The organism is Acinetobacter sp., from assembly GCF_045628685.1.
Taxonomy (GTDB): domain Bacteria; phylum Pseudomonadota; class Gammaproteobacteria; order Pseudomonadales; family Moraxellaceae; genus Acinetobacter.
This window is the reverse complement of the sequence record NZ_JAZQPV010000129.1, coordinates 13931-35136: the sequence shown is the minus strand read 5'-3', so window position 1 is coordinate 35136 and position 21206 is coordinate 13931. Positions and strand designations below refer to the sequence as shown.

The following is a 21206-nucleotide window of genomic DNA, read 5'->3' as shown; positions in this document are numbered from 1 at the left end:
AGAAACCAAAGTTGAGTTAACCAGCCGTGGCGAGATCGTGATTAACGAGCGCAACGAAACCAATGTCAAAGGTGTATTTGCTGCAGGTGACTGTACCACAGTACCTTACAAGCAGATCATCATCGCGACTGGCGAAGGTGCGAAAGCGTCACTCTCTGCATTTGATTACATTATCCGTTCAGGGCAGTAAAAAAATAGCACCGAGGTTCCCCAAAACCTTGGTACTATATCTCGATTATCTTTGTTATACCTTTTTATAGGAAATCAGGACGCTAACACCCGAGTTCCTTTTTTTATTTATTGTCAGATCAGCCAAAAGCGTCCCCAATCGCTTTCAGCTGTTCCTTTTCTCTCTATAGTTTTTGTTTTCAATCCTTATTTTTATACTTTCCCCAAGGTTGTTTTTAGAAACAATAATGCATCTATTACTTTATTTATTGTTTAAGATTTAAACAGATTCAAGCCTTTAAATTTTTCTATTAATTGTTCTTGTGTTTCACGATGCTCCGGATGTGGAACAATGCATTCAATCGGACAGACATCTACACAGGTCTGATGTTCATAAAAACCGACGCATTCCGTACAACGATTTACATCGATCTCATAGACATTCGTACCCTCGTAAATTGCTTCATTCGGACATTCGGGTAAACACATATCGCAATTGATGCATTTGTCGGTAATCAGCAGTGCCATATTTAACTCGCCTGATAAGCCAGTGAAGATGCCGAAATATCCGCAGTCGAGCTTGGCAGGTTACGGATTAGCAGCGCATATTGCATATCTACATCTGCCGGAACCGGAATCTCAACGATATGACCTGAACCTTTAGCATCTTCAATCAGATTACCTTTTTTGTCTTTCATTTCGGTTAAAGTAAAGGTGATATTGCCTTTAGTGGTCATCAATTCTAAAGAGTCACCGACTACAAAGCGGTTTTTCACATCGATCTTGATGTAATCCCCATTTCGCTCTAATACTTCACCGCAGAAAATTTGATGATCAAAACTGGAAGAGCCATTTTCATAATTTTGATATTCACTATGCACATGACGGCGCAGGAAACCTTCGGTATAACCACGATTCGCCAGACCTTCTAGCTGGGTCATGAGTGCTGGATCAAAAGGCTTTCCTGCAAGAGCATCATCAATGGCTTTACGATAAATCTGGGCGGTACGGGCACAATAGAAATAGGATTTGGTTCGACCTTCAATTTTTAGTGAATGCACACCTACTTTGGTTAACCGTTCTACATGCTGGACTGCACGAAGATCTTTGGAATTCATGAAATAAGTGCCATGTTCATCTTCTTCAGCGGCAAACATCTCTTCTTCATTGCGCTGTAACAGGACGGGCTCATTGAACTGGTGTTGCGCCTGCATATGTGCTTCGTCGGCATCTTTGGAGCAGCAGCCTGAATCCAGATTTTTTAGCGGAATCACATCACCGGTTGCATCTTCCTTGGCATCCAGAACTTTATATTCCCAGCGGCAGGCATTGGTGCAGGCACCTTGGTTGGCATCACGTTTGTTCATATAACCCGATAACATGCAACGACCGGAATAAGCCATGCACAGTGCACCATGCACGAAGACTTCAATCTCCATATCGGGTACTTGCTGTTTGATTTCTGCAATTTCTTCAATTGAAAGTTCACGTGACAAAATTACACGGGTCAGCCCCATGTTTTTCCAGAACTTTACAGTTGCCCAGTTGACAGCATTGGCCTGTACCGACAGGTGAATGTCCATCTGTGGGAAATGTTCACGCACCAGCATAATGAGACCCGGATCGGACATGATCAGCGCATCCGGCTGCATAGCGACCACAGGTTCCAGATCACGGATAAAATTTTTCAGCTTGGAGTTATGTGGCTGGATATTGACGACGACATAGAATTTCTTGCCAAGGTCATGTGCTTCCTTGATGCCAATTGCGAGATTGTCATGATCAAATTCGTTATTACGAACCCGTAAGCTATAGCGCGGCTGGCCGGCATAGACTGCATCTGCACCATAAGCGAAAGCATAGCGCATATTTTTCAGTGAGCCAGCAGGTGAGAGAAGTTCGGTAACGCGGGTTATGCTCATGATGAAATCGAAAGACATAGAAAAAGTACGGCTTTATTCTAGCCATCTGAAATTTTGATTCAACCTAGTAAATCACTCGGAAATACAGTGTTTGGGTATAAAATTCGGTTTTATTTTAAGTCAGAGGCCTCTATAAAATATCTTAACGATTCAATTGTTTTTAGAGTTTTCAAGCGTTTTTAAAATCTGGCAATGATCAATTGTGGTCGGAGTATTACAACTCTTTCTAAGTGTGATTAGTTGCTGTTCAAATATTTGTAATTCTTTAATTTTATTAGAGATATCTTTTAAATGCTGATCAATGAGCTGATTCACTGCACCACATTCCTGCTCCGGATTTTGTTCAAGTTCAATCAGGGTTTCAATCTCTTTTAAAGACATGTCCAAGGCACGGCAACGCTTGATAAAAAGCAGTCTTTTTAATGCGTCTTCGCCATAATAGCGATACTGATTACTTGCTCGAAAATTCGGCTGGATAAAGCCTTTTTTCTCATAAAAGCGTATGGTATCGGTGCTTAAACCGGTCTTTTTGCCCATTTCTGAAATTAAATAAACCGACATATACCCCTCATGCTTGACCTTGGAGTTACTCCATAGTTTCTAATAACTATATCGTATTTAGTATAAACAATCATTGGGGGAATTATATGGCCTGTAGTTGTAGTCATGAACTTGCACTACCTAAGCCCAATAGCAAATTCAGAGCAGCTTTATGGATTGCACTATTCATTAATTTGACATTGTTCATTGTAGAGATAGTGGGTGGGGCTTATGCACATTCATCGGCTTTGTGGGCAGATGCGCTAGATTTTTTTGGAGATGCGGTCAATTACGGTATTTCTTTGGCGGTACTCGGTGCAAGCCTGTATTGGCGCGCAACAGTTGCGCTCATCAAAGGATTGACCACGGCTGTATTTGGTCTGGTGGTGATTGGAAAAGTGATTTATGCCTATCTTCAAGGCATTCCGCCAGAAGCACTGACGATGGGATTGATTGGCGTGCTGGCCTTGATAGCAAATGTATTTACAGCAGCCATTTTATACACTTTTCGTGAAGGTGATTCCAATATGAAGTCAGTTTGGCTCTGTAGCCGAAATGATGCAATTGGCAACTTTGCGGTCATCTTGGCAGCCGTGGGCGTATTTGGTACTGGTAGTCTTTGGCCAGATATTATTGTTGCTGTGATTATGGCAAGTCTGGGATTGACGGCAGGATATCAGGTGATCAAGCAGGCACTGCTAGAACGGGCATCTTCGAAGCAAGTTCAGGTTTAAGGCAATTAAAAACCGGACTTAAAAGTCCGGTTTTAGTTTTAGAAAATCTTATTTTTCAACGAATGCACGTTCAATCACGTAGTCGCCCAGAACACCCATTTTAGGGGATTCTTTTAGACCATGCTGGTCAAGCAATGCAACCACGTCGTCTAGGAAGGCCGGGCTACCGCAAAGCATTGCACGGTCAGTTTCCGGGTTGAAACGTGGCAAACCAATTTTTTCAAACAGTTGACCAGATTCAATGGCAGTGGTTACACGACCTTGAGTGTGGAATTCTTCACGAGTCACAGTCGGGTAGTAAATCAATTTGTCTTTAATCCCCAATTCTTCAAAGAACTCGTGGTTTGGGAGTTCATTTAGAATCAAGTCTTGGTAAGCCAGTTCAGAGATAAAACGCGTACCATGAACCACGATAATTTTTTCAAAACGCTCGTAAGTTTCAGGGTCACGAATCGTCGACAGGAACGGCGCAAGACCTGTACCGGAAGAAAGAAGGTACAGATTTTTGCCTGGATTCAGGTCATCCAGTACTAATGTACCTGTCGGTTTTTTAGAAACCAGAATATCATCGCCAACTTTTACTTTCTGTAAAATAGAAGTTAAAGGACCATCTGGCACTTTAATTGAGAAAAACTCTAACTCTTCTTCATAGTTAGCGCTCGCAATAGAATAAGCACGCATTAAAGGCTTACCATTTACTTCCAGTCCAATCATCACAAATTGACCATTTTTAAAACGTAGCGCAGTGTCGCGAGTGGTTTTAAAACTGAATAATGTGTCATTCCAGTGGTGTACGTGAGTAATCTTTTCGACGTTGAAAGCAGCCATTAAAGGTCTCAATAAATTATCAAATTAGAACAGCTTACTATTCTAATCTAAAAACATTCTCGATAAACTGAATATATTTAATTGACCTTATCAGAAAAAGTGATTATGACTGAGCTTAAAGTGCCCATAATCGGGTATATGAATTCTCCCTACCGGGAAAAATTTGGCATCCCCAGACAACCGAATCTGGTTCAGGTTGAATCTTATATTGAAATTCATGAACCTTATAATGATTTACTGGCATTTGAGGGAATTAATGAATTCAGTCATTTGTGGCTCATCTGGCAGTTTCATGACAATAAGAATCAACAGGACAATGCAAAATTTCGAGCCCAAGTCCGTCCACCGCGTTTAGGCGGTAACAAGAAAATAGGCGTGTTTGCCACGCGGAGCATGTACCGTCCTGCACCCATAGGTTTATCTGTGGTTCAGCTCAAAGAAGTGAAAAAAGTCGGCAAGTCAGTTCGAGTCTATGTCACAGGCAGTGATTTGTTGAATGGCACGCCTATTGTCGATATTAAACCTTATATCCAATATTCAGATGCCGTGATGGATGCACAAAGTGGTTATGCGCAGGATGAGCCTGAACGAATGAAGGTTGTTTGGACAGAAAGTGCAGAACTGCAAAAGCAAGATTTACTGAAATGTCATAAATTAGAGGGTCGAATTGTGAATGAATTGGAACAGGTTTTATCCCTTGACCCAAGACCGGCCTATCAAAATGATGCGGAGCGGATTTATAAAATGAATTTTGCTACGGTAGATATCCATTTCAAAGTCCATGCTCAGCAAGTGATAATTACTGCTATCCATCATGCTCCTTCCTAATGCATAGACTCCACCCACAGTAGCCCAATCAATACTGCCATATGTATAAGCTGTACCGGTGCAAAATACAGGGCAAATTTAAATCCACCAGTCAGGGCTGCATTCAAAGATTTGGCCAGTGTATGGGCACCCAAACCTAACAGCAGGGCGTAAATAAGATGGGTATTGGATGGATCTCCCTGAATAACCACACTTGCCATTGCAGCATGAACCTCAAATAGGGAGGCGAGTAAGGTGCCGGCCAGTAAGCCGGCATTGCCAAGCCATAATTCAAGCGCATAAATGGCGGCCTGAATCAGCGTTAAAGTAACTGCAATAATGACAGCCTCTTTCAGGCTGAACATTTGGCTGTCCGAAGATTCCAAATCTTGGGCCGGTTTTGCCTTACGCAATAATAGAAATGCGCAGGCTACCAGAATAACCATGGCAACAAGAGAAGGAAGGAGCAGGATTTTAAGCCAGGCCCAAGACACGCCACCGACAACAATAAGCAGCAAGACCAAAGTCGAGACACACGACATCAGTGCAGCCCCGGCATTTGGCTGGGCATCCATTTCACCCTTGCGCACCTGCAGGCCTAATTGGGCAATGGTCGCAGTACTGGAAACAAAGCCTGAAGCCAGTGAAGAGAGCATCAGGGCATTTTTAGTTGATAAAAAACGTTTAGCAATATGTGCTAAGGCTTGCACCACTAAAATTAGGGTCAGTAATTTTAAGATAACATAGGGGTTAAGAACTTCTCCCCATAATGGACGGTCAGGTGTGAGCGGCAAACCGATCAGAATCAGCGCTAGTAATAGCAGTCCATCCCGGAATTCGTCTTCGGTGATCCATTTTCCGGCAATATTATGCATGGAGTGTTTGGCCATTAAAATGATAGTTAACAAGACTGCCAGACCAGCTGCCAGTGTGACATTCCAAATACACAATGCCCCAATGAAATAGGTCATTAGAAAGGCCAGCTCAGTGGTCACACCCGGATCTTTTGCTTGAGTTTTAAGCGAAAAAATAGTAATTGCACTCATACTAATTGCGCCCACAACGCCAAAAACAGGCCCGAAGATAAAGCATAGCGCACCCAGTAATGCACAGATCACAAATGAACGAACACCTGCAAAACTATGCTGATTTTCACGTTGCTTGCTGCGTTCACGTTCTAAGCCAATCAGTAATCCACAGCCTAATGCAGCTGCCATAATCATCAGCAGGTCTTGAAATGATGTGCTTTGCAATGACAGATTAAGCATATTATTCACAGGATTCATCCAAAGTCGCTTGGGTAGGGAAAAGATAGCTGCATAATTAAGCAGCCCATTAAGCATTATTCGTTATAAAAGAGTGAAAGTAAAAGCGTAATAGTTTTCAAAAAAAGTTAAAGCGTTTATGTAAATAACCGATGAGAAGGGGATTATTTTAGTAAAGGGCATCGATGCTTTTATATAAAGGTGATTGAAGTCAGATGAAATTTAGTTTGCTATAGTGTGCTTAGGTTTTGGGGCTTAGAACAATGAATTTTAATTTTGAAATGGACACGTCCTGGTGTCTGGAACAACTACAAAAAGATGGACGTATTACCGAGCGCAACAAGCTGCTGATACAAACCACACACCGCCAACGCGAGCAACTGAAATGGCATCCCTTGCAGTGGATTGCACATTTTAATCTGGTCGATCTGTCCCATCCGCAATCGACCTTGACCTTGAACCGTTTGTGTCAGTGGATTGCAGAAAAAGCCAATATCCCTTTTTATATCATTGATCCCTTGAAGGCCGATGTCGGTGCTTTAACTCTTATCATGTCGCAAGAATTTGCCTTTCGAAATAAAATCTTGGCGGTTGAGATTCGGCCGGATAAAGTCCTGATTGCAACCGATCAACCTTTTAAAAAGGAATGGGTGGCTAATCTTGAACATACGATTGCACCGAAAAAAATTCAGCGTGTGCTGTTAAGCCCCGATCAATTACAGCGTTATTTGGTCGAATATTATCAGGTCAGTCGTGCGGTTAACTCATCGCAAAAATCCAGTGCTTATGACCGTGATAACAAAGGGGTGGAAGCGCTTTTACAACTGGGCGATACGCAAAATCCGGATGCCAATGACCAGCATATTGTAAAACTTGTCGATTGGGTGTTGCAGTTCGCTTTTGAGCAAGGCGCCAGTGACATCCATATGGAACCACGTAAAGACACAGGTAAGGTGCGTTTCCGAATTGATGGTGTATTACATACCATTTATAAAATGCCGGCCAATACGCTGACCGCCGTCATTTCGCGAATTAAAATTTTGGGTCGTATGAATGTTGCGGAAAAGCGTAAACCGCAAGATGGCCGTTTAAAAACCCGTACGCCTAAAGGACAGGAAACAGAGCTGCGTCTATCGACTTTACCAACTGCTTTTGGTGAAAAACTGGTGATGCGTATTTTTGACCCTGAGGTGTTGGTAAGAAGCTTTCAGCAACTAGGTTTTGAAGGTGGTTTGCTAAATGATTGGCAAGCCTTAACTGCACATAGTCATGGCATTATTTTGGTGACTGGACCGACAGGTTCAGGGAAAACCACGACACTCTATTCTTCACTGAAGCAGCTGGCGACGGAAGAAGTGAATGTTTGTACCATTGAAGATCCCATCGAGATGCTTGAACCGAGCTTTAACCAGATGCAGGTCAATAACGGGATTGATTTAGGGTTTGCCGATGGCGTGCGCGCTTTAATGCGTCAGGATCCTGACATTATCATGGTCGGTGAGATTCGTGACCATGATACCGCCAATATGGCAATTCAGGCGGCATTAACCGGTCACCTGGTGTTATCCACTTTACATACCAACGATGCACCATCGAGTTTGACCCGTCTGCATGATTTAGGCGTGCAGCCATTTTTAACCGCCGCAACGATTTTAGGTGTGCTGGCACAACGTCTAGTGCGAAAACTTTGTCCACACTGTAAAACAGAAACTTTTATTAATGAGCAAGAATGGAAGCATTTGACTTTTGACTTTAATATTGACATGCCAAACTTTGTGTTTCAGGCAGTCGGTTGTGAAGAGTGTCGCCATACAGGCTATAAAGGACGTGTCGGCATCTATGAATTTATGCCTTTAAGTTTAGAGACCAAACAACTGATTAGCGCCAATGCCAATTTAAATGAATTACGTCAACAATCCAAAAAAGAGGGCGTTGAACCGCTGCGGATTGCGGGGGCACGTAAAGTTCTGGACGGACTGACCACTTTGGAAGAAGTCTTACGGGTGGTTCCTTTAAATTAGAAGATTTTTTTAAATTGGTTTATTAAAAAGGAAGCAATCTTAAGATTCACCTCATCTTGATTTGTTTTAATAACTTCATCGAAATGATGAACAAAAAGAGGAGGGTTTCAAAATGAAAATGATCTCTAAAGCAGCTTTAGTTACAGCTTTGGTTGGTGCAACAACATTTGCTATGGCAAATACCGCCGTCAATCAAACAGCCCTTGTACCTACCACTACCACGGTTAAACAGGCTTTAACTTTAAAAGATGATACAAAAGTGCAGCTTAAGGGTTATGTGGTAAAATCGGTCGGTGATGAAAAATATCAATTCCGGGATAACACTGGAACGATTACTGTCGATATCGACGATGAGTTATGGCAAGGTAAACCGGTGAATGCAAAAACACCTGTGACCCTCATTGGTGAAGTCGACATTGATTACAAACCAGCGAAACGTGTTGAAATTGACGTTGATGCGGTTAAATTCTGAGTCAGTCGCTCAATTGAGAGAAAGCTATAAGTAGCTTAATCTTATATCCCCCTTATTATTTCTGTTAAAACCACATGAGTGATTCATGTGGTTTTTTTGAATTCAGCCACTTTTAAAGCATGCTATCTTTAAACTATAAAATGTCTCATACATGAGAACAACACATGCGAATCTTACTGGCAGAAGATGATGCTTCCCAAGCAGAAAGCATCAAAACATGGTTAGAAATGGATGGTTATAATATTGATTGGGTGGAGCGTGGTGATCATGCCATTTTAGCTATTGAGCAGCATCAGTATGATTGTGTCTTGCTCGATCGTGGACTGCCCAAAGCCACTGGGGATGAGATTCTCAAAACTTTACGAATGCAGCAGCAACCCACACCTGTGATTTTTATTACCGCGCGCGACAGTATTCAGGATCGTGTTGAAGGTCTGGATTTAGGTGCCAATGATTATCTGGTTAAGCCCTTTAGTCTGGAAGAACTTTCCGCACGCGTACGTTCTCAACTGCGGCAGCATCAAGCAACGGCAGGGCAAGATCTGCGTTATGCAAATCTGGTTTTAGACCCGCAAGCCAAAACTCTGATTCAAGATGGTCAAACCGTCAGTTTAACCGCCAAGGAATTTCAGATTTTGCATAAACTGATGCAAAAGCCGGAACATGTAATCACGCGTGAGCAACTGGAAGAATCACTTTATGCGTGGGGCGATGAAATAGAAAGCAATGCCATAGAAGTGTTTATCTATCAATTACGTAAAAAAATTGGCAGCCAATATATCAAAACCATTCGTGGTTTGGGCTATCGCATGAGTCAGGATTAATATGTCAAAAGTCGTGTCGCTACAAAGCAAACTGATTAAGACATCATTACTCAGTTCAATGCTGGCTGGGGTCGTGACATTGCTGCTTTTTATTGCCATTTCCCTGTATCAGACCATGCAAGTGCAAGATCAGCTCATGGATGAAATTGCCGATATGCTGTTGATTTCGGATGTGACTGTCAGTTCAGGACAACAGGTCGATGAACTCAGCAACGAATTTGATATTCAATATCAACTTAAAGATCAGCAACAGATTCTAACTCAATCAAAGAATTTCCAAATCGGCAGTCCATCCTCAAAGCTCAAAAATAACGCATCGGAAGGCTACGATTTTATTTGGCAAGATCAGCAATTGTGGCGCATGTATACGGCTGAAGATACTGAACTGAATATGTCGGTATTGGTGTTACAACCGCTAGGAGAACGTTTTAAAGATTTGGCTCAAAATGTGATGGGATATAGCGTGATATTGGTGTTGCTCTGGTTGATGCAGTGGCTGATTTTACATTTTGCAGTGAAACGTCAATTTAAGGTCATTTACCAATTGTCCAAACAAATTTCAGGGAAAAATGCGGATGATTTGGCACCAATTCAGCAACAAGCACCTGTGTTAAAAGAATTACAGCCGATGGTGTGGCAACTGAATCAATTGTTACAGCGGCTGAACCAATCTTTGCTTGCAGAACAGCGTTTTACTGCAGATGCCTCTCACGAATTACGTTCACCGTTATCCGCCATTCAAATGCGTTTACAGGTACTGAAACGGAAATACCCAGATTTAGCGCAGGACTTGATCAGTATTCAAAATGATGTCAGCCGTGGAGCGCAGGTTTTAGAAAACCTGCTTTTACTGGCACGTTTAGATCCGACCAATACCAACCAATTGCCTAAAACTGAAATTGATTTACAGCTTGTGGTGATGGATGTCATTCAAGCCTTGCAGCCCTTCGCGGTTGAGAAAAATATTCAGATCCAGACTCGACTTTTTCCTGATCTTTATATCACTGCAAATGAAAAACTCATTTTCAGTTGTATCCGAAATCTGGTGGACAATGCGATTCGTTATGTAGAGCAGGGTGGCCATGTATTTATTGATCTGCAACAGAAACATCAGCAGGTCACGATAACGATCGAAGATGATGGGCAGGGCGTGACAGATGAGGTGATACAGCGTTTAGGCGAACGCTTTTACCGTGCCTTAGGTACAAAAACAGCAGGTTCAGGTTTGGGGCTTTCGATTTGTCAGAAAATTATTGAATTGCATGCAGGTGAAATTCATTTCTCTCAATCCGGGTATGGTGGATTAAAAGTCGAACTGCAATTTCCACTCACTCCCTAGCGCTAAAAAGCAGTATGTTTGTACACATACTGCTTGTTTCCACGGTTATTATTATTGGGCTAATTATTTAGTTGATCAGAATATTTATTTGGTCAGAATCAGTCGATTATTACGGGTTAAACGTAAACGATATTCTTCTCCGGCATGCATAATACGAATTTCGCGGCCGAGAGAAAACAGGTTGTTCGAGTGCAACATAGGTAGTGAATGTGCTACATCATTATTACGTGTAAATAGACTAAATGGTGCGTTCATTCCTTCGACTCCGGGGTGTATAGTGAATGATTTAAATGATAATCATTATCGAATAGACCTGTCAATGTATTATTAAAGATTTTATAAAAAACTCAAATTTGCTTACACTCTGTAATATTTCATGTAAAGGAGTACGGCATGTCGAAACCCACGATTCACGTTGCAATTGCAATCTTGTTGCATCAGGACAAGGTACTTGTAGGATGGCGTGAAGCAAAACAGCATCAGGGAAATAAGCATGAATTTCCAGGGGGAAAAGTTGAAGAAGGTGAAAGTCCTTTAGCCGCCTGTCGCCGTGAAATTTATGAAGAAGTGGGAATTGGCTTGCAGGACTGGCATGCGTTTGATCTGGTACGCCATGAATATGAGGATGTGCTCGTCAACCTGCATTTATTTCATGCCATCGTACCAAGCACTTTATTGAATGAAATTCAACAGCCCTGGACATGGTATAGCCGTGATGAATTACTCAGTTTAAATTTCCCCAACGCGAATCAGGCCATGATCAAGCGTCTGCATTGGGCGCATCAAATTAAAATTTCAGATCGGTTAAATGCACTAGACTCATTAAAACTGGATCAGCTGATGTATTGGCGTGTTGAGGGGACTCAAGCCCAGATTATTGAGATTTCAGGCTTAAGTGTTGAACAATTATCCAAGCTGATTGTCAATATTGAGCTTTACCAGCAGTTAAATTCAATTCAGCAACAAGCCATCTCAGCTATTCATTTAAAGCAGTCACAAGTCATGGCTTTAATGCACGACGATTTAATCACGGGCAAACGCTACATTGCCGCCTGTCATGATTTAGTTTCAATGAAGCAGGCAGAGAAAATGGGGTGTGATGCCATTCTGTTGAGTCCTGTGTTGGCTACAGAAACGCATCCAGAAGTTGGGGTATTGGGATGGGAACAGTTTAAAAATTTAGCTGTACAAGTCGACATTCCTGTTTTTGCTTTAGGTGGAATGCAAGCCGGTGATTTGTTAATGGCTCAGCAGCAGGGAGCTTATGGAATTGCAGGAATCCGGTTTTTATAAAATATAAAAGGATGTATTGAGCTGTGAATTACTTATCTCAATACATTCAGAATTTTATAAGCTTTTCAGCGCTTTTTGCGCCTGTTGAATGGTTTTTTGCTCTTTTTGCTGTTGTGCAGCTTTTAAAATAACCAGCCAAAGTTGCTTTTTCATGGCTTTACTTTGTGCATAACTCAGTCCACGTTGCGCTAAAGCTTGCGCATTTGAAGGTTGGTTTTTTTTATTGGCCACCAACGCCAAATACAAAAAAGTCTCGGTAGATTGTGGTGCCAAACGCTGTGCTTGAAGTGCAGTAGCCTCTGCTTGATTCCATTGCCCTTGTTTATAGGCCAGTTGAGTTTGTTGCATCAATTTTTTGAATGCAGGAAGTTTGCGACCATCATCAAATTGCTGCGTACTTCTTTGCTGAGGAACAACCACCTGCATTTTTTTACGTTGAATTTCTTCGCGCTCATAAGGGGTAATGACCACGCCAGAAGGTGTTTTAATTTCCTTCTTTTCAGAAGGTACAAGTTTTGTCGGTTCCTTGGTCTCAGGGGCTGGCAGGCTTTGACAGCCGGCCAAAGCGATTATGCCAAAACCGATCAGCACCTGCCGATACATGTTGAATCGAACATTCATTATGAATTGTCACCCTTAATTATTATAGCTACCGCTTGAAATGATCTGACTATTACTAGAAGGTTCACGTGGCGTTTCAGCTTCACTTTCACGAATATAGTTTTCAATACTATCGTCTTCTGCAGGTGTGGCCTGATTGCTTTCAGTGTCAGAATTGTAAACTGGCTCGACCTGATAATGAGGTAAACCACATGCGGTTGCTTGGCGTGGCACATTACTGCGCAGGATCGGAATATACATGGCGCCTTCACACCCTTGTGCAGATAAATAGCCAGTCGTACGGTCAATCCAATGCCATTGGACATTTTCAGTTTGACGTAAATTTACAGGTTTTTGACGTAGTTGCTTCATGACATTGGTCCACACAGGAAGGGCACCTGAAGAACCAGTTAAACCCGTAACTTTATTATCATCCAGCCCTAACCACACCACACTCAGGTAATTACCCGAATAACCCGCAAACCATGAGTCACGCGTATCATTGGTAGTTCCTGATTTTCCCGCCAACTTTAAATCGGTAGGTAAGACGCTATAAGCTGAACGGCCTGTACCCGAACTCATCACTTGTTGTAAGCCATAATTCAAAATATAGGCCGCAGAGGGATCAATGGTTTTTTGAACGGTCAAACCGTAACGATCCAGTAAACGCCCATTTGCATCCACTACAGAACGAATGGACTTGATTGGGTATTTAAATCCGCCTGTGGCAAAGTTGCTATAAATACTCATCACTTCCATAGGTGACATGTCAATTGCACCGAGGAATATTGATGGATAAGTCGGGATGTCCGAAGTCACGCCAAATTTTTTAAGATTATTACTGAAAGTCGAAATCCCAAATTCTTGACCTAAACGCACTGCTGAAAGGTTGTAGGAGTTGGCCAAAGCTTCGACCATTGGAATGACACCATGCTCACCGCCACTATAGTTTTTAGGTGTCCAGGTTTTTCCTTCACTGGCAATATTCAGCGCACTATCTTCAATTGGACTTGCCCAATTGTAACGTCCCGATTCAATGGCACTTAAATAAATTACTGGTTTGAGCAAAGACCCTACTTGACGCTTGGCATCTAAAGCACGGTTAAAACCGGTAAAGTCTTGTGTAGAACCCACCGCTGCAACCAGTTCACCATTTTCCGGATGAGAAATTAACACTGCACCTTGCAAGTTTTTTAAACGCTTAGGATTGGCATTGGCTAAGCCAGAAACAGATGACTTAAATGCTTCTTGAATCTTGGTTTGTGCAATCGGATCAAGCGTAGTGAAAATTCTCAAACCCTGATTGGTTAAATCACCTTCTTGATATTCGGTACGCAATTGCCGGCGTACAATATCCAGAAAATCAGGGAAGCGGGCAGGACCCAAAGTCGGTTTTGCAATGACATTGAGGGGGCGTGCGACTTCTTGCTCAAACTGTTCCTGAGTCAGATAACCCATGACCAGCATATTATGTAAAACAATATCACGACGTTTTTTTGCACCCTCCGGATTCCTCCACGGGTTAAACAGCGTTGGTCCCTGAACCAAACCGACCAAATATGCTTGTTGAGCAGTATTGAGTTCACTGAGCGGTAAACCGAAATAAAACTGTGAAGCCAGACCATAACCATTAATTGAATAGCTACCGTTTTGCCCCAGATTTACTTCATTTAAATAAGCTTCCAAAATTTCATCTTTATCGTAATGAAGTTCAATTAACAACGCCATTAAAGCTTCATTAACCTTACGTTTTAAAGTTTTTTCTGGACTTAAATAGAAGTTTTTTACCAATTGCTGGGTCAGGGTTGAACCGCCCTGACGTTTACCGCCGGTCACATTACTGACTAAAGCACGTGCTATGCCGCGAACCGAAACTCCGTGGTGGTGATAGAAGTTACGGTCTTCTGTCGCAATGAGCGCTTCAATTAAAGGTTTAGGAACCTTGGCGAGTTTAATCAGGACACGGTCTTCATTATGCTGCGGGTAAATGCCACCAATCAGTAATGGTTCTAAACGGGCGATGCCGGTCGATGAAGGTTTGGTCGCACTGACTTCACCCACTTGATTATTATTAAAGGTAACTTTTAAAACCTGTTCAGGTTCTGCGCTATCGCCAAAGTCGAAACCACGGGTATGGACATAAAGTGAATCGCCTGAAGTGACATAACTCCCAGATTTGGTATAGCTGTCAGAATTCTTATAGCCGAGTAATTTCAGCTCTTGAGTAAAGTCTGTTTGATTGACCGGCGCATGGGTATAGATTTCCAAAGGGCGAGCAAATACTTTTGCCGGAATATCCCAGCGCTGTCCTTCAAACTTGTCCCGCACAATATTATCCATTCGTATTAAATAGATACTAAAAGCCAAGAAAGCACCAATGACGAATATTGAAAAAATAAGCGCTAGTAAACCGATCCCACGTTCAGACTTCATCAATTAATATAAGATCCTGATAAATTGTGCTAATCATGCGAAGCTTTTCATTTTTTTGCAATAATTAAACTGTGAATGAAGATAAAATAGAGCAATAAAAAATTCAGTAACCCTATAATGAGTTATTGATTTTATAAAAAATATTATTTTTACAGCTTGGTTTTTATTTTAAAATATAGCATCAATTTTAAAATACTTTTCCAGAACTGAGCCATAGAGTAACCTTATAAAGCTCAAATACTGCTTAAAAAATGTGATCTTTATCATAAAAAATCAATATTGCTTAAACTTGCAAGAAGGTGTGCTGGAGTTCGTGTGGCTAAGTGAGGCACATTATGCTTTAGTAACTAACCAATTAATCTATATAGAGCGTCACAGAGAACTTTAAAGTTTTTTAAATTGAATAGGGTTAATGCTATGATAGGTAGGAATCGTAGCGGAGCGATGACTCAGGTGCAAATTTCACATAAGACTTTTCGAAACATTGGATTAATAGGACGTCCAGATAAATCCTCCGTCGTTGAAACTTTAAGTCTCATTCATGACCATCTTTTAAGTTTAGGGCTTCATCCTGTTTTTGATTCTCAAACAGCAGCGCTGGTTCCTTATCCCAATACACAAACCGTCAGTCGTGCTTTACTCGGTGAAGTGGTTGATTTGGTGATTGTGGTGGGTGGCGATGGCTCTTTATTACATGCTGCACGTGCCTTGGTAAAACATAATACGCCTGTTATTGGCGTAAACCGTGGTCGTTTGGGCTTTTTAACCGATATTAAGCCGACCGAAGTTATATTTAAGCTCGACCAAGTACTCAAAGGTGAGTTTCAGTTGGATCGGCGTTTCTTGTTGGAAATGGAAATTCGTTCCAAGGGCGAAAGTATTTATGATGCCGTTGCACTGAATGATGTGGTTCTACATTCGGGTCGATCGGTTCATATGATTGACTTCGAACTGAATATTGATGGACAGTATGTTTATCGCCAACATAGTGATGGTCTGATTGTTTCTACTCCTACCGGTTCTACGGCATATGCCTTATCGGGTGGTGGACCGATTGTTCATCCGAGTATGGATGCCATATCTTTAGTGCCGATGCATCCGCACACCTTATCTTCGCGTCCGATTGTGGTCGGTGGACACAGTGAAATTAAGATTATCATTCGTGAAAATCGTGTGTTGCCGATGGTCAGTGCCGATGGTCAACATAGTGTTTCACTCAATGTTGGGGACAGTTTACATATCCGTAAACATCCATTTAAATTGAATTTACTCCATCCGCCAGGTTATGACTTCTATATAGCATGTCGTACCAAATTGGGTTGGAATCAAGATTTTGACTCTTTACAACAGCAGGATTAAATGATGAATATTGAACAAATGCTTACCGTACTCGATCCTGAAATTGTTTCGCGTTTAAAAACAGCAGTAGAAATTGGTAAATGGCCTAATGGTGTTGCGTTAACGGCTGAACAGCGTCAGACCTGTATGCAAGCAGTATATGCGTGGGAAATGAAAAATCTACCTGAAACTGAGCGCAGCGGTTATATTGACCGAGGCACCAAAGAAGAAGATGAACATTGCGATTCGCATGTTGAAGAACCTGAATTCAAACCGATTCGTTTTGTTTAATGATCAGTTGTTCTAGTCGCTAAACTTTAAATTGAAGTTTTGGCTACACGTAAAAGCCATTCGCAATTGTTCGAGGCAGGACTATATTCATATAGTCCTGTTTTTGCAAGAGAGATAATACTCGGTAGTATTTGTCGAGTTTTGCGAATGGAAAAAGTTTCTTGCGTAACAGTATTACTCATTTTTAAAAAGTAACACAAAGAGCTCCAGATATTTGCTAATAGACAGTAAGACTCCGCAGAGCCTGATCCTTTTGCTTATTAAACAGTTTTTCGGTTTTGCCAAAGTTCTTTTGCTTTTAACATCGCTTCAGCATAGCTTGCACAAGCACCCATCGTATATAAAGCAATTCCCATGGTTTCAGTCACTGCAATTTCACCATATTCATGACTTTGCTTGCCCTCCCAAACTGCTTTAAAAACTGCTAAATCTAATTCTTCTTCAATCGGGCTACGGTTTTCAGTCAGTTTTGGTAATTCGTGCTCATACATCTCACCATTTTTAATGCCGCAAATTAAAGTTTTAGCATCTGGATTACGCTCGAATTCCCCACCTTCGCCTTTAATTACCGCACTGTTTTTATAGCCTAGTTTAAAAGCCGCCTGTTGGTGTGAAGCACGATATGCAGGATGGAAAATCGCTTGCACCGTTGCTTTAGCATTGAATGGATTAATTAAACGGGCAAGGGTATGAATTGGGGAGCGTAAGCCCATGACGTTACGTAAGGCAATCAAGTCACTTAAGATGGGTGAAATTGCTTCTAAAGGAATATAGGCAAAATTGCGTTGTTGTAATTGTTGTTCCACCTCTGTGTCATTTTGGCAAATGGCGTAACCGAGATATTCCAATACCTGTTCAGTATAAAGACGGTTAATGGTATGACCTGATGCACCATGCATCACCACTTTATAACCATGTTGTGCCAAAGTGAGGGCAGCCAATAAAAACCATGGATAATGTTTACGCTTACCTGCATACGATGACCAATCTAAATCGACATCCAGATTTTTAAAATTGAGTTGATCACGTGTCGCTTGCACAAAACCCGCCAGCTCATCTACAGATTCTTCTTTAACACGCAACAGCATTAAGAAAGCACCAAGCTGAACATCCAGGACTTCATCTTTTAAGATCATGCTAAATGCTTGATAGGCTTCATCATAACTGAGTGAACGCGCGCCATTTTTGCCTTTGCCCACAATACGTACGTATTGTGCAAAAGGATGTTCAAAATCTTTATAGATATTTCTTTTGGTTTGCATAAGTCTAACTTTATGGGCAAGTAAAATAAGTATGCAGGTATTTTATAAAGTTGACAGGAATATTGCAGCTTAATTCCAACAAAACTTCAGTGGTTGAGTTTAGACCAATGTCTAATAAGAAATTGATGATTATTTAGTCTTATTAACAAATAAGCGAGAACAAGAACTAAAAAATTAGGTAAAATTTAATCTATATTAGACTTTTGTTGCATTCCAATCTCCTGATCTAGCGGTTTTGAATTTGGAAAAGTTCAGAATATCGTGATTTTTTTAATCACCCTTATAATACGTATTTATTGTTCAGCATTGAATGAATTCAATGCTTTGGTGCTCTTTTGCCAGACAAAAGGGTTTTGGGCTGTTTATTTTTTGAAAATAGACAAAAACTGAATATTTCTTATTTTAGAAATATATCGTGAAGTAATGTCATGGCTAAAAAACCAATTTATAAATCACTCTATTTTCAAGTGATTGTTGCCATTATTGCAGGTATCCTCGTTGGTCATTTTTCACCAAGTGGAACGCAAATAATTAATGGTGCAGAACAATATGTTCCGGGCTTAGGTGAGCAACTTAAACCTTTAGGTGATGCTTTTATTCGTTTGATTAAAATGATCATCGCACCAGTAATCTTCTGTACAGTCGTCAGTGGTATTGCTGGTATGGAAAGCATGAAATCAGTGGGTAAAACTGGTGGTATTGCGTTACTTTACTTTGAAATTGTATCAACGATTGCCTTACTGATCGGTTTACTTGTAATTAATGTTGCAAAACCGGGCGTAGGCATGAATATCGATCCTGCATCTTTGGATACCTCAGGTATTTCTAAATATGTAGAATCAGGTGCTTCACAATCGACGCTTGATTTCTTTATGAATATCATCCCGAATACGGTTGTGGGTGCCTTCGCTGAAGGTGAAATTCTTCAAGTATTGTTATTTGCGATTCTGTTCGGTTTTGCGCTGCATAAACTTGGTGATGCAGGTAAACCGGTACTTAAATTTATCGATCAAGTCTCTCACGTTTTCTTTAATATCGTAAACATGATTATGAAGTTGGCGCCGATCGGTGCGTTTGGTGCGATGGCATTTACCATTGGTAAATATGGTATTAGCAGTCTGGCACAGTTGGGTCAATTGATCTTGTGCTTCTACGTGACATGTTTGCTATTTATCTTCATTGTATTAGGCACAATCAGCCGTGTTTGTGGTTTCAGTATCTTAAAAATGATTCGTATGATTCGTGAAGAATTATTGATTGTTTTAGGTACATCTTCTTCAGAGTCTGTATTGCCTCGTATGTTGAAGAAACTTGAAATTGCAGGTTGTGAAAAGTCAGTGGTGGGTCTGGTGATTCCTACAGGTTATTCATTTAACCTGGATGGTACCTCTATTTACTTGACCATGGCGGCAATCTTTATTGCCCAAGCAACCAATACCCAGTTGGATATTGAACATCAAATTACATTACTTGTGGTGTTGTTGATTTCCTCAAAAGGTGCAGCGGGTGTAACCGGTTCCGGTTTCATTGTAATGGCTGCGACCCTATCTGCAGTGGGGCATATTCCAGTGGCTGGTTTGGCCTTGATTCTAGGTATTGACCGTTTCATGTCTGAAGCACGTGCGTTGACTAACCTGGTTGGTAACTCATTGGCGACAATCGTCGTTGCAAAATGGGTCGGTCAATTGGACACTGAACAGCTTCATCATGCGTTAAATAACCCTGAATATGTGGATGCCAAGATGCTTGAAGAAGCAGATACACCACATAGTTAAAAGATTGGATTAAGAAAAAGGAAGCTTCGGCTTCCTTTTTTATTGACCCAAAAGTCATGAAATAAGACCTCTACAGAACATGACAGATGTTTGTAAAATGAATAGGATGGGAAAGGAATAAATACAACAACCCAATACAAGGACGCTATATGTTGGCTTATGATGCTGATTTAGAACTATTTCGTGATAACTACAAACGCTTTATGAATGAGCATGTTGCACCTCATTATGAACAATGGGAGCAGGAAGGCATCATGCCTCGTTCTATCTGGAATTTGATGGGCGAAAATGGTTTCTTGTGTGTCGATGTGCCTGAAGAATATGGGGGGTATGGCGTTCCGACCCATTATTCACTGATGTTGGTTGAAGAATCTGCACGTGCTGGATTTAGTGCATTATCCACCGGTATTTCATGCCATTCTGAAATTGCAGCGCCGTATATTTTGCATATTGGGACTGAAGAACAAAAACAATACTGGTTGCCGAAAATGGTATCGGGTGAAGTGGTTGGTGCCATTGGTATGACCGAGCCGGGTGCAGGTTCTGATTTACAAGCCATGCGTACCAATGCGATTTTGCAGGGTGATCACTACCTTTTAAATGGCTCAAAAACCTTTATTTCAAATGGTCAACATGCGGACTTAGTGGTATTGGCCGTAAAAACTGATCCTCAGGCACGTGCAAAAGGCGTATCATTGATGCTTTTGGATACACATTTAGACGGCTTTAAAAAGGGTACTAACCTGAATAAAATTGGTTTGCATTCGCAGGACACCTCAGAATTATTCTTTGATAATATCAAAGTGCCGAAGGATCAATTGCTGGGTCAGGCAGGGCAAGGTTTTGCTTATTTAATGCAAGAATTGCCACGTGAACGTACAGCGATTGCTTCAACAGCCATGGGTGCGATTCGTGGTTCAATTGATGTCACGGTTGCTTATGTGAAAGAGCGTCAAGCCTTTGGTCAGCCGATCAGTCAATTTCAAAATACTCGTTTTGTACTTGCACAGGCAAAAATTGATGAATTGGCAACAGCTGCATTTTATAACCAGAATGTCGAACTCTACATGCAAGGTAAACTCGATGTAGAAACAGCGGCAGCATTAAAAAGTTTCAGTACCGATATGCAAATGAAAATTGCCGATAACCTGTTACAACTGTTCGGTGGTTATGGTTATATGACTGAATATCCAATTTCACGTTTCTTCGTGGATGCCCGTATTCAGCGTATTTACGGCGGAACCAATGAAATTATGAAAGAGATTGTTGCACGCAATATGTTAGGGCGCTAATC

Annotated in this window: 21 protein-coding genes; 12 read left to right on the top strand and 9 right to left on the bottom strand. The window is 41.3% G+C overall.

Annotated features, from left to right (window positions below):
- Positions 1–190: FAD-dependent oxidoreductase (locus ACKI4H_RS17040; RefSeq protein WP_407307843.1), on the top strand; the 190-nt coding region annotated here is incomplete at its 5' end.
- A gap of 251 nt (positions 191–441) precedes the next feature.
- Here the strand turns inward: ACKI4H_RS17040 and ACKI4H_RS17035 are convergent.
- The 3 genes from ACKI4H_RS17035 to ACKI4H_RS17025 form a co-directional block, all read right to left on the bottom strand.
- Positions 442–696 (bottom strand): YfhL family 4Fe-4S dicluster ferredoxin, encoded by a 255-nt coding sequence (locus ACKI4H_RS17035; protein ID WP_407307841.1) that lies wholly within the window; start codon positions 694–696, stop codon positions 442–444.
- Positions 697–698: 2 nt separating this feature from the next.
- Entirely contained in the window at positions 699–2108 is a 1410-nt protein-coding gene (gene yegQ / locus ACKI4H_RS17030) for a tRNA 5-hydroxyuridine modification protein YegQ (RefSeq protein WP_407307839.1), read from the bottom strand.
- A 132-nt stretch (positions 2109–2240) separates the two neighbouring features.
- Positions 2241–2651 carry a Cd(II)/Pb(II)-responsive transcriptional regulator gene (locus ACKI4H_RS17025; RefSeq protein WP_407307837.1) on the bottom strand — a complete coding sequence of 137 codons (411 nt, stop codon included), beginning with the start codon at positions 2649–2651 and terminating at the stop codon, positions 2241–2243.
- Positions 2652–2737: 86 nt separating this feature from the next.
- Here ACKI4H_RS17025 and ACKI4H_RS17020 point away from each other — a divergent pair, with 86 nt between their 5' ends.
- Positions 2738–3364 (top strand): cation transporter, encoded by a 627-nt coding sequence (locus tag ACKI4H_RS17020; RefSeq protein ID WP_407307835.1) that lies wholly within the window; start codon positions 2738–2740, stop codon positions 3362–3364.
- Positions 3365–3412: 48 nt separating this feature from the next.
- On the opposite strand, the gene ACKI4H_RS17015 is transcribed toward ACKI4H_RS17020, so the two are convergent.
- The gene (locus tag ACKI4H_RS17015) at positions 3413–4192 is read right to left on the bottom strand and encodes a ferredoxin--NADP reductase (protein WP_407307833.1); all 780 of its coding nucleotides are present in this window, start codon (positions 4190–4192) and stop codon (positions 3413–3415) included.
- A 105-nt stretch (positions 4193–4297) separates the two neighbouring features.
- Here ACKI4H_RS17015 and tsaA point away from each other — a divergent pair, with 105 nt between their 5' ends.
- On the top strand, positions 4298–5020 hold the full coding sequence (tsaA, locus tag ACKI4H_RS17010; protein ID WP_407307831.1) for a tRNA (N6-threonylcarbamoyladenosine(37)-N6)-methyltransferase TrmO: 723 nt from the start codon (positions 4298–4300) through the stop codon (positions 5018–5020).
- Here the strand turns inward: tsaA and ACKI4H_RS17005 are convergent.
- Entirely contained in the window at positions 5017–6267 is a 1251-nt protein-coding gene (locus ACKI4H_RS17005) for an MgtC/SapB family protein (RefSeq protein WP_407307849.1), read from the bottom strand. The two genes, tsaA and ACKI4H_RS17005, sit on opposite strands and share 4 nt — an antisense overlap.
- A gap of 260 nt (positions 6268–6527) precedes the next feature.
- Here ACKI4H_RS17005 and ACKI4H_RS17000 point away from each other — a divergent pair, with 260 nt between their 5' ends.
- From ACKI4H_RS17000 to ACKI4H_RS16985, 4 genes are all read left to right on the top strand, one after another.
- Positions 6528–8285: a GspE/PulE family protein gene (locus tag ACKI4H_RS17000; protein ID WP_407307829.1), complete on the top strand. Its 1758-nt coding sequence runs from the start codon at positions 6528–6530 to the stop codon at positions 8283–8285.
- Between the two features lie 112 nt (positions 8286–8397).
- Positions 8398–8757, top strand: coding sequence for a NirD/YgiW/YdeI family stress tolerance protein (locus ACKI4H_RS16995; RefSeq protein WP_407307827.1), 360 nt, complete (start codon positions 8398–8400; stop codon positions 8755–8757).
- A 164-nt stretch (positions 8758–8921) separates the two neighbouring features.
- A complete protein-coding gene (locus ACKI4H_RS16990; protein ID WP_407307825.1) occupies positions 8922–9581 on the top strand; it encodes a response regulator transcription factor in 660 nt (219 codons plus the stop codon).
- Position 9582: 1 nt separating this feature from the next.
- Positions 9583–10920, top strand: coding sequence for a sensor histidine kinase (locus tag ACKI4H_RS16985; protein WP_407307823.1), 1338 nt, complete (start codon positions 9583–9585; stop codon positions 10918–10920).
- A gap of 84 nt (positions 10921–11004) precedes the next feature.
- Here ACKI4H_RS16985 and hemP read toward each other — a convergent pair whose 3' ends face one another.
- Positions 11005–11175: a hemin uptake protein HemP gene (gene hemP, locus ACKI4H_RS16980; protein ID WP_081406229.1), complete on the bottom strand. Its 171-nt coding sequence runs from the start codon at positions 11173–11175 to the stop codon at positions 11005–11007.
- A 138-nt stretch (positions 11176–11313) separates the two neighbouring features.
- On the opposite strand from hemP, the gene ACKI4H_RS16975 reads away from it, so the two are divergent.
- Positions 11314–12213: an NUDIX domain-containing protein gene (locus ACKI4H_RS16975; RefSeq protein ID WP_407307821.1), complete on the top strand. Its 900-nt coding sequence runs from the start codon at positions 11314–11316 to the stop codon at positions 12211–12213.
- 54 nt (positions 12214–12267) lie between these two features.
- On the opposite strand, the gene ACKI4H_RS16970 is transcribed toward ACKI4H_RS16975, so the two are convergent.
- Both ACKI4H_RS16970 and mrcB read right to left on the bottom strand, forming a co-directional pair.
- Entirely contained in the window at positions 12268–12816 is a 549-nt protein-coding gene (locus ACKI4H_RS16970; protein WP_407307847.1) for a tetratricopeptide repeat protein, read from the bottom strand.
- Positions 12817–12849: 33 nt separating this feature from the next.
- A complete protein-coding gene (mrcB, locus tag ACKI4H_RS16965; RefSeq protein WP_407307819.1) occupies positions 12850–15246 on the bottom strand; it encodes a penicillin-binding protein 1B in 2397 nt (798 codons plus the stop codon).
- A 417-nt stretch (positions 15247–15663) separates the two neighbouring features.
- Here mrcB and ACKI4H_RS16960 point away from each other — a divergent pair, with 417 nt between their 5' ends.
- Together ACKI4H_RS16960 and ACKI4H_RS16955 are read left to right on the top strand one after the other, a co-directional pair.
- On the top strand, positions 15664–16605 hold the full coding sequence (locus tag ACKI4H_RS16960; RefSeq protein ID WP_407307817.1) for an NAD(+) kinase: 942 nt from the start codon (positions 15664–15666) through the stop codon (positions 16603–16605).
- A 3-nt stretch (positions 16606–16608) separates the two neighbouring features.
- The gene (locus ACKI4H_RS16955) at positions 16609–16875 is read left to right on the top strand and encodes a YeaC family protein (RefSeq protein ID WP_407307845.1); all 267 of its coding nucleotides are present in this window, start codon (positions 16609–16611) and stop codon (positions 16873–16875) included.
- A 260-nt stretch (positions 16876–17135) separates the two neighbouring features.
- On the opposite strand, the gene ACKI4H_RS16950 is transcribed toward ACKI4H_RS16955, so the two are convergent.
- The gene (locus ACKI4H_RS16950; RefSeq protein WP_407307815.1) at positions 17136–18137 is read right to left on the bottom strand and encodes a glycosyl transferase family protein; all 1002 of its coding nucleotides are present in this window, start codon (positions 18135–18137) and stop codon (positions 17136–17138) included.
- A 428-nt stretch (positions 18138–18565) separates the two neighbouring features.
- On the opposite strand from ACKI4H_RS16950, the gene ACKI4H_RS16945 reads away from it, so the two are divergent.
- Both ACKI4H_RS16945 and ACKI4H_RS16940 read left to right on the top strand, forming a co-directional pair.
- Positions 18566–19912 carry a dicarboxylate/amino acid:cation symporter gene (locus tag ACKI4H_RS16945; protein ID WP_407307813.1) on the top strand — a complete coding sequence of 449 codons (1347 nt, stop codon included), beginning with the start codon at positions 18566–18568 and terminating at the stop codon, positions 19910–19912.
- 149 nt (positions 19913–20061) lie between these two features.
- Entirely contained in the window at positions 20062–21204 is a 1143-nt protein-coding gene (locus tag ACKI4H_RS16940) for an acyl-CoA dehydrogenase family protein (protein WP_407307810.1), read from the top strand.
- The last annotated feature ends 2 nt before the right edge of the window (positions 21205–21206 follow it).